The organism is Streptomyces sp. NPDC001508, assembly GCF_040298665.1.
Taxonomy (GTDB): Bacteria; Actinomycetota; Actinomycetes; order Streptomycetales; family Streptomycetaceae; genus Streptomyces.
Genome location: NZ_JBEPAP010000016.1, coordinates 93,408 through 107,490, shown reverse-complemented (window position 1 = coordinate 107,490; position 14,083 = coordinate 93,408). Strand labels below are relative to the sequence as shown.

Sequence of the window (14,083 nt, the reverse complement as noted above, 5' to 3'; positions counted from 1 at the left end):
CAGGGTCAAGTCGCCGTCATCGCACTCTACTTCGCGTTCGACCCACTTGACCCATACCGCGAAGGAACAAAGCCAGGGCGGACAACCGCCCAATCTCCAGACCGATTTCGGGCAAATGCCCATCAACAGGGCCGGATCTCGGGGAAGGACCACGGCACCCGCCCGATGCGTGGTCTCGCTGCGGCACGACCGCGCCGTGATCACACGGCATACGGCGGTCGGTGAACAAATCGGGCAACGGCCGGAGGCCCGCCTCGGGTTTCCTCCCCGAGGGCCGTGCGGATACCGGCTCTCAGCGTCTTCTCAGCGGGCGACGCACAGGCTGGAGGAGTCACCGGGGACACCGATCCCTCCTCCTGGCGAAGAGGCGGAGCCCATGGTCATCCACACCACCGCTCTGCCGGTCGTTCCGGCTCGCAGCCGCGCCGTCCCCGGCGGTGCGGGCGCCCACGGCCGGCTGAACCGCTTCTTCGAGGACGCCTGCGACCGTACGCCCTCGGCCTGCGCCCTCGAATGCGGATCACAACGGCTGACCTATGCCGAACTCGACGCGCGGGCCAATCAGCTCGCCCACCACCTGCGCGGTGCCGGGATCGGCCCGCACAGCCGGGTGGCCCTGCTGCTGCCCCGGTCCGTGGAGATGTACGTGTGCCTGCTGGGCGTCTGCAAGAGTGGCGCGGCGTTCGTGCCGGTCGATCCGGCGGCGCCGCCCGAGCGGGTGTCCTTCGTTCTCGGTGACTCGGGCGCCACCGTGGTCCTGACCACGTCCGCGCTCGCCCGGGGTGCCGCCTGGGCGGAGCCGGACGGAGTGTGCCCGGTGATCCGGGTGGACGCGTGTGCCGAGGAGTTCGCCCGCCTGCCGGCCGTACGGATCCCGGAACACTCGGCGGGCGCGGACGACCCGCTCGCGTATGTGATGTACACCTCGGGCTCCAGCGGCCGGCCCAAGGGTGTGGAGATCGCCCGGTCCAGCATCGGCAACTTCCTGCGCATCGTGTCACCGGTCTACGGCATCCGGCCGCGGGACCGGGTGTATCAGGGCATGACCATCTCGTTCGACTTCTCCATCGAGGAGATCTGGCCCACTTGGACGGCCGGCGCCACCCTGGTCGCCGGACCGGGCGGCCCGGCACTGCTCGGCGCGGATCTCGCCGACTTCCTTCAGGGACACGACGTCACCGTCTTGTACTGCGTTCCGACACTGCTGGCGACGATCCCGCGCGACCTGCCGCGGATCCGTCGCCTGATCGTGGGCGGCGAGGCCTGTCCCGCCTCGCTCGTCGAGCGGTGGGGCAGACCCGGGCGACGCATGCTCAACACATACGGGCCGACCGAGGCGACCGTCACCGCCACCTGGCAGGAACTCCGGCCGGGCCGCCCGGTGACCATCGGCCGCCCGCTGCCCACGTACTCGGCCGTCCTCCTGGACGAGCGGCTGCGGCCCGTGCCGGACGGCGCCGTCGGTGAGATCTGTCTGGGCGGTCCCGGACTGGCGCGCGGCTATGCGGGCCGTCCGGATCTGACGGCCGACCGCTTCGTCGAGCACCCGCCGGTGCCCGGCCCCGGCCGCCTGTACCGCACCGGCGACCTCGGCCGGATGACCGGCGACGGGGAGATCGAGTACCTGGGCCGGGCCGACGCCGAGGTGAAGATCCGCGGCTACCGGGTGTCCCTGGACGAGATCGACAACGTACTGCGCGAAGACCCCGGCGTCATCCAGGCGGCCACCGCCCTCGTGGCCCCGCGCGACGGGGGTGGCGGCGACCGCGTGCTCGCCGCGTACGTGGTGCCCGCCGGCCATGGCACGGCGCCCGGCGACGACCTTGTCGCGCGGTTGCACAAGAGGCTGCGCCGCGCGCTGCCCGCCTACATGGTGCCCTCGACGCTGGACGTCCTGGACCGGCTGCCCGTCATGCCGAGCGGCAAGGTGGACCGCGGGGCACTGCCCGCGCCGAGCGGCCGCAGGCTCATCGGTACCCGTGAGGTGCTACCGGTCAGCGATGCGCTGGAGGCCGGGGTGCGGGACGCCTGGGCACAGGCGCTGGGCCTGGCCCCGCAGGAGGTTTCGGCAGAAGCCGACTTCTTCACCGATCTCGGCGGCCACTCCCTGCTCGCCGCCCGCGCCGTGTCGCTGGTGCGCGAACAGACCGGCGCAGCCGGATCCACCCTGCGCGACCTGTACGAGAACCCGACCGTACGCGCCTTCGCGGCACGGCTGCGCGCCGCGCAGGGCGCCCCTGCCCCGCTGCCGCGGCCCCGGCCGGAACCGCTGCGGCACAGCCGTGCGGGGATCGCGCGCGCCGGGCTGGCCCAGGCGGCGGCGTTCTATGTACTGCTGTTCCTGCTCACCGGACCGGTGGCCGGCGCCTACGCGCTGCGGCACGGCCAGACGTCGGGCATGGGTCCCGCCGGGACCGGAATCGCCGCGCTGGTGGGCTACTTCGCCGTACGCTGGCTCGTCCCGCTCCTGCTCGCGCGACCGCTTGCGGCCGGCATCCGGCCCGGCCGGTATCCGCTGTGGGGAACGACGTATCTGCGGCTGTGGGTGCTGGACATCCTGCTGCTCGGCCCCGGCCCGGTGCGGGTGCTCAGCGGATCGCCGCTGATGGGCCCCTACCTGCGACTCCTCGGCGCCCGCGTGGGCCCGGGCACCACCATCGCCACCAGCCTGGTCGGTCTGCCCGCGCTGCTGCGCATCGACCGTGACGCCACCATCGGCTACGGCGCCACGCTCCGCCCGTGGCAGGTCGCCGACGGATGGGTGACGGTCGCCCCGATCACCGTGGGCGAGCGGGCCTATGTCGGTGCCAACGCGGTGCTCGAACCGGGCGCCTGCCTGGGTGCCGGGTCCGCGCTCGGCGAGCAGTCCGTGGCGGGACCTGACAAGGCCGTCCCGGCCGGAGCGCGCCGCGCCGGATCGCCGGCCCGCCCGGTCGCCGCGCTCGCCCCGCTCGTGGAGACGATGCTGCGCACCCGGACCGCGACCGACCACTGGCGACCGCGGCAACTGGCCGCCGTGGTGCTCGGCCTGACCGCGCTGGAAGCCGCGGTGCTCGTCATGGTCCTGCCGAGCGCCGCCCTGTTCTGGTCGGCCGCTTCGTACGGCGGTACGGCCGCCGTCCTGGCCGCGCTCGTGCTGTCCGGACCGGTCTTCGTGGCCACGGTGTGTCTGGTCGTGGCCGTCGGCAAGCGAGCCGTCCTGCCCAGGACACCCGTCGGCATCCACCCGGCGCGCTCGGGGCTCGGCGTGCGCAAGTGGATCGCCGACAAGCTGCTCGAACACAGCCTGTTCTTCACCAACTCCCTTTACGCCACGCTCTACACGGTGCCCTGGCTGCGGCTGCTGGGCGCCCGCGTGGGCCGGTACGCCGAAGTCTCCACGGCGGCGCACATCGACCCCGACCTGCTCACCCTCGGCGAGGGCAGCTTCGTCGCCGACATGGCCGGCGTCGGCATCGCCACCTTCGCGGCCGACCGCATGGCCTTGCGGCCCACCGAGATCGGCTCGCGCGCCTTCGTGGGCAACGCGGCGCTCCTCCCCGCCGGAAGCACGCTCGGCCCGGGTTCCCTGATCGGGGTCGGCACGCTGCCGCCACCGGACCGAGTGCCGCCCGGCAGCACCTGGCTCGGCTCGCCCGCGCTGCGCCTGCCGGTGCGGCAGGACAGCGGCGCCTACCCCGAGGAACGGACGTTCCGGCCCGCCCGCAAGGACGTGCTGGGCCGGCTGGCCATCGAGTTCTTCCGGGTCACGGTGCCCGCCTCGGTGATCGCCGGCACCGCCTTCCTGTATCTGCTGGCCCTGGCCGGCATCGCCCGCGGGACCGGGCCGCCGGTGTCGCTGTTGCTCTCCCCGCTCCTGGCCGCGGGTTCGGTGCTGGCCGTCATCGGGTGCTGTGTGCTGGCCAAGTGGGTGGTCGCGGGCAGGTATCGTCCGCGCGTCGAGCCGCTGTGGAGCCTGTTCGTGCGCCGTACGGAATTCGCCACCGGTCTCTTCGAGGCCGCAGCGGTGCCGGCGGGCGTGGGCGTCCTGGTGGGGACGCCGTTCCTGCCGCCGGTGCTGCGCTGGTTCGGCGCCCGCATCGGACGGCGCACCTGGATCGGCACCACGTACCTCACCGAGTTCGATCTCGTGGAGGTGGGCGACGACGCCGCCGTCGGCATGCAGGTGTCGCTGCAGAGCCATCTGTTCGAGGATCGAGTCATGAAGATGTCCACGGTGAGCGTCGGCCCCGGTGCGAGCATCGGTGCGCGGACGGTCGTGCTGTACGACACGCAGGTCGGCGCCGGTGTGCGGCTCGGGGCGCTGTCGCTGGTCATGAAGGGCGAACGGCTGACACCGGGGACGAGTTGGCGCGGTCTGCCCGCCGAGGGGCCGGCCGCACCGGCCGGTGCCCGCGCCGACCGGGCACCGGCGAGGACGGCGAAGAGGTAGCCGTGGCACGCCCCGAGAGCGGCACCGGACCCCGCCTGCTCGCCCTCGTCTACCGCGGGCCGGCCTCGCTGCCCGGCTGCCCCGAGGCGGTGGCCGCGCTGCTGGCCCGCGGCCCGTGGGACCTCGATGTCCGCTTCACCGGCCCCCAGGAGGCACTGGCGCTGACCGCCGGATCACTCTCCCGCGCGCTGGTGTACGCCCAGCCCGGCGGCGGCACGCTGGCCGCCGCGTACCGGAGGCTGCGGCCGCAGCGCGGGGCGATCCGTGCCTTCGTCCGAGGCGGCGGACGCTATCTGGGCTTCTGCCTCGGCGGCTATCTGGCCGGGGCCACCCCGGGTTTCGGCCTGCTGCCCGGGGACAGCGACCGGTACATCTCCTCGCCGGGAGCCACCGTCCAGGGCACGGGCGACACACTGGTCCGGGTCGACTGGCGGGGCCGCCCCCGCACCGTCTTCTTCCAGGACGGCCCCTGCTTCGTCCTCGACGAGCATGCCGACGCCACGGTCCTCGCCACCTACCCGACCGGCACACCCGCGGCCCTCGTGACCCGCTTCGGCGCGGGCCGGGTCGCGGTCGTCGGCCCCCACCCGGAGGCCACGGACGACTGGTACACCGGCCACGATCTGCCCGTGCAGCACACCCTCGACCTGGCCAGGGACCTGGTGGAGGCGGTGCTACGCAGGGCGCCGTGAGCCTGTCGCCGCGCTGTGGCCGGTGCGCGCCGAACCGCAGACGGCGCCGACGTTGCTGGACGCCGACGAACTCCGGCAGGCGTACGCCAACGCCCGGCCGGAGATCCGCGGACGGTACATCACCGTGCACACGTGCTGCGCCACCTCGTGGCCGACCGGCTCGGCGTCGCACCGCGCCAGGTGACGTACAGCCGTGAGCCGTGCCCGGTGTGCGGTGCCCCGCACGGCCGGCCCGCGGTGGCGGGCGGCCGCGCGCACTTCTCCCTCGCCCACAGCGGCGGCCTGTGCCTGATCGCGCTCGCCGACACACCGGTCGGCGTCGACATGGAGCGCGTCCCGTCGCCGTCGGCCGCGACCGGGCCGGCCCCGGAGCCCCACCCTCAGGAGCGGGCCGAGCCGACGGCGCCGCCGGAGCGGGACGGGCGCCGGCCCTCGCCCGGACCCGGGTGCGCAAGGAGGCGTACCTCAAGGGCCTGGGCATGAGCCCGGGGACTGCCCGCCGACTACGCCGGCTCGGGCCCGAGGCCGGCCCGGACACCGCCGGGCTGGGGGATCGAGGATGTCGCCGTGTACCACGGCCGCACCGCGGCGGTCGCCCTCCGCCGCCACTGACGCCACCTGCGGGCGGTCCGTGACCCACAGGTCACGGGCCGTCCGCGGGCGCCGTCAGCCGAAGGGCCGCTCGGCGACCCGTGCCCTGCGTATCTGACGCTGCCGCTCGTCGAGTTCCGGCACTCCCCGGCGCTCCGGCCGCCCGCGGTCCCGTGGGCCGTCGGCCGCAGGCCGTTCCTCGCATGGCTCCCGGGGATCCCGCAGCCGCGCCGGACGCTCGTCCTCCCTGAGGTCCCTCATCGTCGCTCGCCTCGCTCCCCTCACCGGCCCCCGCCTGTCTGTCGGGTTCAGCCTGCGCCCCGGGCACTGAGAAGGGCCTGAGAGCCCGCCCCTTCCTCAGCCGGCTCTCAGGAAACAGCAGTGACGGTCCGGAGCTAGGGTGGAAATGGAGAGACTGCCATGCGGATGCTGATCATCGAGGACGAGCACGCACTCGCCGAGGCGATCGCCGACGGACTCGCCGCGGAGGGCTTTGTCGCCCATGTCGCCCCCGACGGCGCGGACGGACTGTGGCGGGCACTCCACGAGCCCTACGACGTCATCATGCTGGACATCATGCTGCCCTCGCTGTCCGGGTACGAGGTCCTGAAGCGACTGCGAGCGGCCCGGGTGTGGACACCGGTGCTGATGCTCACGGCGAAGGACGGCGAGTACGACGAGGCGGACGCCCTCGACCTCGGCGCCGACGACTACCTGAGCAAACCGTTCTCCTACGTGGTGCTCGTCGCCCATCTCCGAGCCCTGCTGCGCCGCGGAGCGCCCGCCCGGCCCGCCGTGCTCACCGCCGACGATCTCACCCTCGACCCCGCGCGCCGCCGCTGCCGCCGCGGCCACCACGACATCGACCTGACCGCACGGGAGTTCACCCTGCTGGAATACCTGCTGCGGCACCCCGACGAAGTGATCAGCAAGACCGACATCCTCTCCCACGTCTGGGACGAGCACTTCGACGGCGACACCAACATCGTCGAGGTGTATGTGGGCTACCTCCGACGCAAGATCGACACCCCGTTCGACCGCCGGACCATCGAGACCGTCCGCGGGGCCGGCTACCGGCTGCGCGGCGGCAGGAGGTGACCTGTGGCCGCCGGCCTGTGCTCCTGGTGGGCACGCCGGTCGCTGCGCCTGCGGCTGACCGCCGCCGCGGCAGCGGTCATCGCGGCCGGGCTGACCGGCGCGACCGTACTGCTCGTCGTCTGGCTGCACGCCAGTCTGATCAGCGGCCTCGACCAGACCGCCCTGCAACGCGCCCAGGTCGTCGCCTCGGACATGGACCGCGACCACATCCGCCAGGACCTGCCCCCCACCGGCCACGGAGAAGGCGCCGTCCAGATCGTCGACGGCAGGGGCGCCGTACTGGCCAGCTCGGCCAACCTGCGAGGCCGCCCGCGCGCGTTCGACTTTCCCGCGAGCCGTTCGGACACCCCGCACGCACACACCGTCAGCAACATTCCCGTCGGGCCGGGCGGCACCTGGCGTGCCGTCGGCGTCCCCGCGGGCACCCACCGCACCCCGGTGACCGTGTACGTCGCCGTACCCACCGAGGGCGTCGACCACGGTCTCGCGCAGCTCACCGCGGCTCTGGCCGCCGGCGTACCGGCGGTCGTCGCCCTGCTCACCGGCGTGGTCTGGCTGCTCACGGGGCGCGCGCTGCGCCCGGTGGACGCCCTGCGCGCCCAGACCGCCGAGATCACCGCGTCCGATCTGAACCGACGCGTCGACGTACCGCCCGCCGACGACGCCCTCGGCCGGCTGGCCGCGACCTTCAACGACCTGCTCGCCCGACTGGACACCGCGACCCGCCGGCAACGGCGGTTCGTCGCGGACGCCGCCCACGAACTGCGCAACCCCCTCAGCACGCTCCACACCCGCCTGGAAGTCGCCGCCCACCGGCCCGGCTCGGTCGACGGGCACGGCCTCGCCACCGGTCTGCTCCAGGAGAGCGAACGGCTCACCAGACTCGCCGACGACCTGCTCCAACTGGCCCGGCTCGACACCCGGCCCCGGCTGCGGACCCGCCCCGTCGACCTGGACGAGGTCGTCTACACCGAGGTACGCGAGGCGCGTCGGCGCACCCCGCTCATCATCGACCAGCGCTCGGTCGGCGCGGCACGCGTCCAGGGCGACGCGGACGCCCTCGCCCGCGTGGTACGAAACCTGCTGGACAACGCCCTGCGGCACGCCGAGACGCGGATCGGCGTCACCCTGCGCGCCCAGGACGGCACCGCACACCTGGTCGTCGTGGACGACGGCCCCGGCGTCCCCGAAGCGGACCGCGAGCGGGTCTTCGGACGCTTCACACGACTCGACGACGCCCGCGCCCGCGACACCGGTGGAACCGGGCTGGGCCTCGCCATCGTCCGCGACATCGTCACCGCACACCACGGCACCGTCCGCATCGAGGACAACCGGCCCGGTGCCCGGCTGATCGTAGTGCTGCCGGCCGGGCACCAGCCGGCGGAGGACCGGCCGACGGGTCGGTCAGGGGTCCGGGGGGTGTCGCACGGTGTCGGATCAGGTCTCGGTGAATCTGACGTACGGCGCGACACTGCGTAGCTTCTCGCAGGTTTCCTCGGTCTCCCGGTCGGGGCTGGACTGAGCCGTGACCCCGGCGCCCGCACGCAGCCACACCTCGTTCCCCCTGCCGATGAGGGTGCGCAGCACGAGGGCTGCGTCCAGGGCTCCGCCGGTGCTTCCCCGGAACACCGCGCCGCCGTACAGACCCCGGGGTCCTTCCTCATGGCGGCCCAGGGCCCGCAGTGCGGCGCCTTTGGGGACGCCGGTGGCGGTGATCGCGGGGAACAGCGAGGCGAACGCGTCCCATGGCCCCGTTCCGGGCCGCAGCCGGCCCGTCACCCGTGAGGCAAGGTGCTGCACCGAGCCGCGCGGCCGGACCGCCATGAACTCCTCGACCGCGACGGAGCCGGGCCGGCACACGGCCTCCATCTCCTCCCAGGCCAGGCGTACGGACACCGCGTGTTCGTGTATTTCCTTGGGGTCGGTGAGCAGGTCCACGCGCCTGCGTTCGTTGTCCACCGGGTCGGCTCCCCGTGCGCGGGTGCCCGCGAGTGGCTGAGTGCTCACACGTCCGTCCTCGCCGACCTCCAGGACGGTCTCGGGGCTGAACCCGGCCGCCCGGTACCCGCCGAGGTCCATCAGGTAGGAGCGTGCCGGGGTGTTGGCCCGGCGGCCCGCGAGATAGGTCGCGGGGAAGTCCACGCCGGGCTCGACGGGCAGCGGAACCTTCCGGGACACCACCGCCTTCTCCAGGAGTCCCGCCCGGATGTCCGCGACCGTACGGGCCACCGCCTCGCCGTAGGCGCCGGCGCCTGCGGCGATGACGCCCTCGGTGCCCTCCGGCGACAGCTCGTCGGGGGCGCTCCGCCGCGCCGGTGGCTCCACCAGCAGGTCGGCGACCTTGCGCTCCCATGCCTCGTCCACCGCGCGGACCAGGGTCTGCTCAGCGGTGAGGGTCACCTCGACGCATGGAATCAGAACGTGCAGCAGGGGGTGGTCACCGGTCGCCGCGGGGTCCGCATGGAGGAGGTGGGAGAGTTCGAAGGCCGCCCAGCCGTAGAAGTGGCGTTCTGTGTCACGCAGGGCGGACAGGGCGGTGGCGAACGCCGTCAGGGGTCGCCGGTCGGTGCGCGATGTCCAGGTACGCCCCACGGCCCGCGCGGTGATGCTGGTGGCGTGCGCGGTGACGCTCACGGCGGAGCCCGCCGCGAAGTGCCAGACGCCGCCCTCCGTCTCGTACACCATGTACTGGTCGGCGAGTTGCGCCTGTGCGAGGCGGGTGGCGGTGGCCGCGGGGTCGTGGCAGGGCTCCCGGGTGCTCGCGTGGGCGAGCGGAAGGACGGAACGCGCCCATGCCTCCCAGGTGGGCCGAGGACCGGTGCTCATCGTGTCGTGCCTTCCCTCTTGCGCTGGTTCCGGTGGAATCGCCGGTGCCGGGTGACGGGTCATGACCGTGCCGCCTCCAGTCGCCAGCCGTGGGCCCTGGCTCGTCGCTCCCAGAAGGTGGCGTATGTGCCGCCCGCCGTGACCAGGTCGTCGTGCGTGCCCCGTTCGGTGATCTCGCCGTCCTCCAGGACGAGGATCTGGTCGGCGCTCACGACGGTGCTCAGTCGGTGCGCGATGACCAGGAGGGTTTTGCGGTCGGCCAGGGCGCGCACGGCCTCGGCGAACTGCGCCTCGTTCTCCTGGTCGAGCGCGGCGGTGGCCTCGTCGAGGACGAGGATCGGGGCGTCCTTGAGCAGGGCGCGGGCGATGGACACGCGCTGGCGTTGCCCGCCGGACAGTCGCGCGCCGGCCTCCCCCACCTTCGTGGCCCACCCGTCGGGCAGTTCCTCGATCACTCGGTCGAGGCCGGACAGGGCCGCGGCCGTGGCCAGTTCACCGGGTCCGGCGTCCGGTGCGGCGATCCGGACGTTCTCCTCGATCGTGCCGTCGAAGAGGTAGACGTCCTGGAAGACGAGGGATACGTGGGCGGCCAGATCGTCGGCGGTGATCTCGCGGACGTCGACGCCGCCGATGCGGACGGTTCCCTCGGTGGTGTCACGGAAGCGGGCGAGCAGCCCGGCGACGGTGGTCTTGCCCGCGCCGGAGGGCCCGACCAGCGCGGTCATGCTGCGCTCGGGCAGGCGGAAGGTCACGTCACGCAGGACCGGGCGTCCGGCTGCCCCGTCCGCCGCCCCGCTGTCGTAGCTGAAGCCCACCCCTGTGAACTCGACGCTCGCGTCCCGGGGCGGCCGGGGCTTCGCGGGCTGGGGAAACGGCGGTTCGTCGAGGACCGCGCCGAGCCGTTCCAGGGTGTTGCGGGCGATGCGCATGCCCGCGCCGGCCTCGGCGGCGGACGACACGCTGTCGATCAGCCGGACCAGCAGCACCAGGAGTGCCAGCAGGGTGGGCACGGTGAGTGATCCGTCGAGTTGCCAGGAGACGCCCAGGGCGAGCAGCAGGGCGAACACGAGCCGGGTGGCGAAGGAGAAGGAGACCAGACCGGGCAGGCCCCGTGCGATGAGCCGCCGGTCCGCGCGGGCCTCGGCCACCAGGGCGTCGTCCAGCGCCCCGTAGCCCTCCGCGGTCCGGCCGAACGCCCGCAGGACGGGCTGGTTGCGCGTGTACTCCAGGACCCGGTCGGCGGACTCGCCGATCGCGGCGTCACGGCCGAGGTCGAGCCGGCGCATCACCGCGGTGCTCGCCAGTTGGACGGCGAACAGTACGGGGGCGCAGCACAGCAGGACCAGGGCCGTGCGGACGTCGAAGAAGAAGGTGGCGGCCACCAGCGTCGCCGGGGTCACGAAGGAGCTGATGAAGGGGCGCAGCAGATGGGCCGGTGTGCTCATCACCTGGATGACGTTCTGTCCGGCCAGCCGGCTGAACTCGGCGGTGCGGCCTGCGGTGAACCAGCCGAGGGGCAGTCGCAGGGCCTGGTCCGCCATGCGGCGGTGGAGCACCCGGGAGAGCCGGGAGCCGACCGTGAATCCGCCGCTGAGGGCGGCGCCCTGGAGCACGGCGTGGGCGAGCGAGCAGAGGGCGAAAGCCGTCAGCCAGGGCCACACGTCGTCGGGGTCCGTGCCGAGCAGGGCCCTCAGGACGGGCACCAGCAGGGCGAAGGCGGCGCCCTGGAGGACGGCCGCCGCGGACTGGAGGACGAGCAGCCGGTTCAGCGGACGGGAGCCCTCGGGCCCGAGGACGCGGTAGAGCTGACGGATCATCGTGCGCTTCCCTCTCGGATGTCGTCCGCCGCGCGGTCGGTGCCCGGGGAGGCGGACAGCCGGCGGGGAACGGCTGCGGTCCGGTCCGGCTGTGCGGTCCGCTGGGCCTGCCACAGCGTGGCGTAACGGCCCTGGGCGGCCAGCAGGTCGTCGTGCCGCCCCTGTTCGGTGATGCGTCCGTCCTCCAGCACCACGATCCGGTCGGCCGAGCGGATCGTGGACAGCCGGTGGGCGATGACGAGCAGGGTGCGGCCGGCCGCGAGCGCGGACAGCGCGTCCTGGATCAGCGCCTCGGAGTGCGGATCGGCGTACGCGGTCGCCTCGTCGAGGACGAGGACGGGAGGGTCGGCGAGCAACGCCCGTGCGATGGACAGGCGTTGTGCCTCTCCGCCGGAGAGGGTGACGGCCGTGCCGAGTTCGGTCGCGTAGCCGTCCGGCAGGGCCATCACGCGGTCGTGGATGCGGGCGGCACGCGCGCACCGCTCGACCTCCTCGTCGGTGGCGTCGGGGCGGCCCAGCCGGATGTTGTCGGCGACGCTCGCACGCAGCAGCCGTACGTCCTGGAGGACGAAGCCGACCCGGCGGTACAGCTCGGTCGCGGGGATGTCCCGCAGGTCGGCGCCGCCGAGGGTCACCTCGCCCTCCGTGACGTCGTGGAAGCGGGGCAGCAGCGACGCCAGGGTCGACTTTCCGGAGCCGGAGGGTCCGACCAGCGCGGTGACCGTGCCGGGCGCGAGGTCGAGGTCCACACCACGCAGGACGTCGGTGCGCCCGTCGTAGGAGAAGGACACCCCGCGCATCGAGATGTGGTGCCCGTCGGGCAGCGCGGGGGCCGTCGGCTCGGGCAGGGCAGGGGTGCGCAGCAGCTCCGTGATGCGTACGGCGGCGGCCTGGCCGGCCCTGATCTGCTGAACGCGGGGGCCGACGACGCCCATGGGGGCGGCGACGGCGGGGCCGAGCAGCAGGAACGGGACGAGTTCCGCGCCCGTCATCCAGCCGTGGGTGACGAACACCGCGCCCACCACGGACACAAGCAGCAGGACGACGGCCGGGGCGACCACCAGGACGGCGGCGGTGGAGCTGACCAGGGTGGCCCGGACCCAGCCGGAGAAGAAGTCGGCGAACCCCTCGGTCGCGGCGACGAAACGCTCGTGGGCCTTGCGTCCGCGCCCGAAGCTCTTGAAGACGGCGATGCCGGACGCGAACTCCACGGCGGCGCCGGAGATCCGCCCCAGCGCGGCACCGAACTCGGCCATCTGCGCCGCCGCGCCCGACATGGCCCGGCCGAACAGGAGCACGCCGAGGACCAGGGGCACGACGCTGACCAGGGCCAGGCGCCAGTCGACGGTGAACAGGTAGCCCAGAGCGAGCACCGGGGCGGTCAGCACGGCGACGACGTCGAGCAGCGTGTGGGCGAACAGCGTGTGCAGCGCGCTCACGTCGTCCTGCACCGCCTGCTTGACCTCGCCGGTGCCCTTGTCGGTGAGCCGGCCGAGCGGCAGCCGCCCGATGTGCCGGGCGAGCCGGTGGCGGAGGGCGAGCTGGAGGTCGTTGTCGGCGAGATGGGCGAGGGCACCGGCCGCCGTCGCGCACACCAGGGCGAGCAAGCCCGCCGCGCAGGCCAGCGTGACCAGCGGCCAGAGGGTGTCGCCGTCGGCGGGGGTCCCTTGGGTGAGGCGGTCGGCGATCCTTGAGACGGCGATGAACGGGACCACTCCGGCGAGGGCCGCGACAGCCTGGAGGCCGACGGCGAGGGCCAGTCGGCCCCGGACGGGCTCGGCGAGCGCGCGCAGCGGCGGCGGGTGCGCCTCGGTGCCCGCGCCGGGGGCCGCCGGGTCCGGGCCGGGCCCGGACGGTTGTGACTTCACTTGACGAGTACTCCGATTTCGGGGATGGGCCTGCCGCCCGCCTCGGTGATGCGGCGGCTGGTCATGCCGGCCTCTCGGGCCAGTCGGGCGACGTCGAAGGTGTGCCAGTCGTAGCTGTCGGCGACCTCGCGCACGGTGCGGCCGTCGCGCAGGACCTTCCAGGTGGTGGTGAACCGCATGGCGTCGCCCTCGGTGGGTTCGCCGCCGATCCACCACTCGTACGTCTGGCGTCCGATGGTCTCCCTGAGGGACATCACCGGTGGGATGACGCGTGGTGAGGAGACACCCATCAGCTCCACGACGATGGGCGCGCCGTCCGGCAGGCGGGCCGCGAGCCGCTTCCACAGCGCCACGCGTTCGGGGACGGTGAGATGTCCGGCCACGCCGAAGATGACGACGGCGGAGAGCCGTTCGGGCAGGACGAGGTCCTGGGCGGCGCCGTCGACCACCGTCACCCGGCGCCGCAGGTCCGGGTCGCGGGCGACCCTGGAGGTGAGCATGGCGCGCATGGTGGCCGACGGCTCGGCCGCGAGGATGTCCGCCTCGGGCAGTGCGGAGGCGATGACTTCGGTCACGCGTCCGGTGCCCGCGCCGATCTCCAGGACGGGCCCGTGCGACACGTCCAGGCCCGTGAGGACACGGGTCAGCGGGGGGCCGCTGCTGGCGGTGTGCCGGGTGGCGACCAGTTCGTAGAACTCGGCGGAGGTCGAGTAGTAGTCGATCACGACGCTCTCCAGGCGTGGGGGGCCGGGCGGTGGC

Annotated in this window: 10 protein-coding genes; 5 read left to right on the top strand and 5 right to left on the bottom strand. The window is 73.5% G+C overall.

The annotated features are described in order from the left end of the window. The first annotated feature begins 376 nt into the window (after nt 1-376). The 3 genes from ABT245_RS17305 (at nt 377) to ABT245_RS17295 (ending at nt 5,607) form a co-directional block, all read left to right on the top strand. Complete coding sequence (locus tag ABT245_RS17305) at nt 377-4,432, top strand: Pls/PosA family non-ribosomal peptide synthetase (RefSeq protein ID WP_351734334.1); 4,056 nt, start codon at nt 377-379, stop codon at nt 4,430-4,432. A 2-nt stretch (nt 4,433-4,434) separates the two neighbouring features. Next, a complete protein-coding gene (locus tag ABT245_RS17300) occupies nt 4,435-5,124 on the top strand; it encodes a BPL-N domain-containing protein (RefSeq protein WP_351734332.1) in 690 nt (229 codons plus the stop codon). A gap of 132 nt (nt 5,125-5,256) precedes the next feature. Continuing rightward, nucleotides 5,257-5,607, top strand: coding sequence for a 4'-phosphopantetheinyl transferase family protein (locus ABT245_RS17295; protein ID WP_351734330.1), 351 nt, complete (start codon nt 5,257-5,259; stop codon nt 5,605-5,607). Nucleotides 5,608-5,790: 183 nt separating this feature from the next. Here ABT245_RS17295 and ABT245_RS17290 read toward each other — a convergent pair whose 3' ends face one another. After that, the gene (locus ABT245_RS17290) at nt 5,791-5,976 is read right to left on the bottom strand and encodes a hypothetical protein (RefSeq protein ID WP_351734328.1); all 186 of its coding nucleotides are present in this window, start codon (nt 5,974-5,976) and stop codon (nt 5,791-5,793) included. Nucleotides 5,977-6,135: 159 nt separating this feature from the next. Here ABT245_RS17290 and ABT245_RS17285 point away from each other — a divergent pair, with 159 nt between their 5' ends. After that, complete coding sequence (locus tag ABT245_RS17285; protein WP_351734326.1) at nt 6,136-6,813, top strand: response regulator transcription factor; 678 nt, start codon at nt 6,136-6,138, stop codon at nt 6,811-6,813. 3 nt (nt 6,814-6,816) lie between these two features. Next, a complete protein-coding gene (locus ABT245_RS17280; RefSeq protein WP_351734324.1) occupies nt 6,817-8,292 on the top strand; it encodes a sensor histidine kinase in 1,476 nt (491 codons plus the stop codon). On the opposite strand, the gene ABT245_RS17275 is transcribed toward ABT245_RS17280, so the two are convergent. Genes ABT245_RS17275 through ABT245_RS17260 form a run of 4 tightly spaced genes read right to left on the bottom strand, consistent with a single transcriptional unit; the run spans nt 8,251 to nt 14,049 of the window. Further along, a complete protein-coding gene (locus ABT245_RS17275; protein ID WP_351734322.1) occupies nt 8,251-9,639 on the bottom strand; it encodes a salicylate synthase in 1,389 nt (462 codons plus the stop codon). The genes ABT245_RS17280 and ABT245_RS17275 overlap by 42 nt on opposite strands. 59 nt (nt 9,640-9,698) lie before the next feature. Next, nucleotides 9,699-11,456, bottom strand: coding sequence for an ABC transporter ATP-binding protein (locus ABT245_RS17270; protein ID WP_351734320.1), 1,758 nt, complete (start codon nt 11,454-11,456; stop codon nt 9,699-9,701). Beyond that, entirely contained in the window at nt 11,453-13,324 is a 1,872-nt protein-coding gene (locus ABT245_RS17265) for an ABC transporter ATP-binding protein (protein WP_351734318.1), read from the bottom strand. Before ABT245_RS17265 ends, ABT245_RS17270 begins: the two co-directional genes overlap by 4 nt. Next, complete coding sequence (locus ABT245_RS17260; RefSeq protein WP_351734316.1) at nt 13,321-14,049, bottom strand: class I SAM-dependent methyltransferase; 729 nt, start codon at nt 14,047-14,049, stop codon at nt 13,321-13,323. Before ABT245_RS17260 ends, ABT245_RS17265 begins: the two co-directional genes overlap by 4 nt. Nucleotides 14,050-14,083 lie beyond the last annotated feature (34 nt).

What these genes read in the sequence shown, in the direction of transcription:
- ABT245_RS17305 (WP_351734334.1), top strand. Translation starts at nt 377, where the DNA reads ATGGTCATCCACACCACCGCTCTGCCGGTCGTTCCGGCTCGCAGCCGC.
- ABT245_RS17275 (WP_351734322.1), bottom strand. Translation starts at nt 9,639, where the DNA reads ATGAGCACCGGTCCTCGGCCCACCTGGGAGGCATGGGCGCGTTCCGTC.
- ABT245_RS17270 (WP_351734320.1), bottom strand. Translation starts at nt 11,456, where the DNA reads ATGATCCGTCAGCTCTACCGCGTCCTCGGGCCCGAGGGCTCCCGTCCG.
- ABT245_RS17285 (WP_351734326.1), top strand. Translation starts at nt 6,136, where the DNA reads ATGCGGATGCTGATCATCGAGGACGAGCACGCACTCGCCGAGGCGATC.
- ABT245_RS17290 (WP_351734328.1), bottom strand. Translation starts at nt 5,976, where the DNA reads ATGAGGGACCTCAGGGAGGACGAGCGTCCGGCGCGGCTGCGGGATCCC.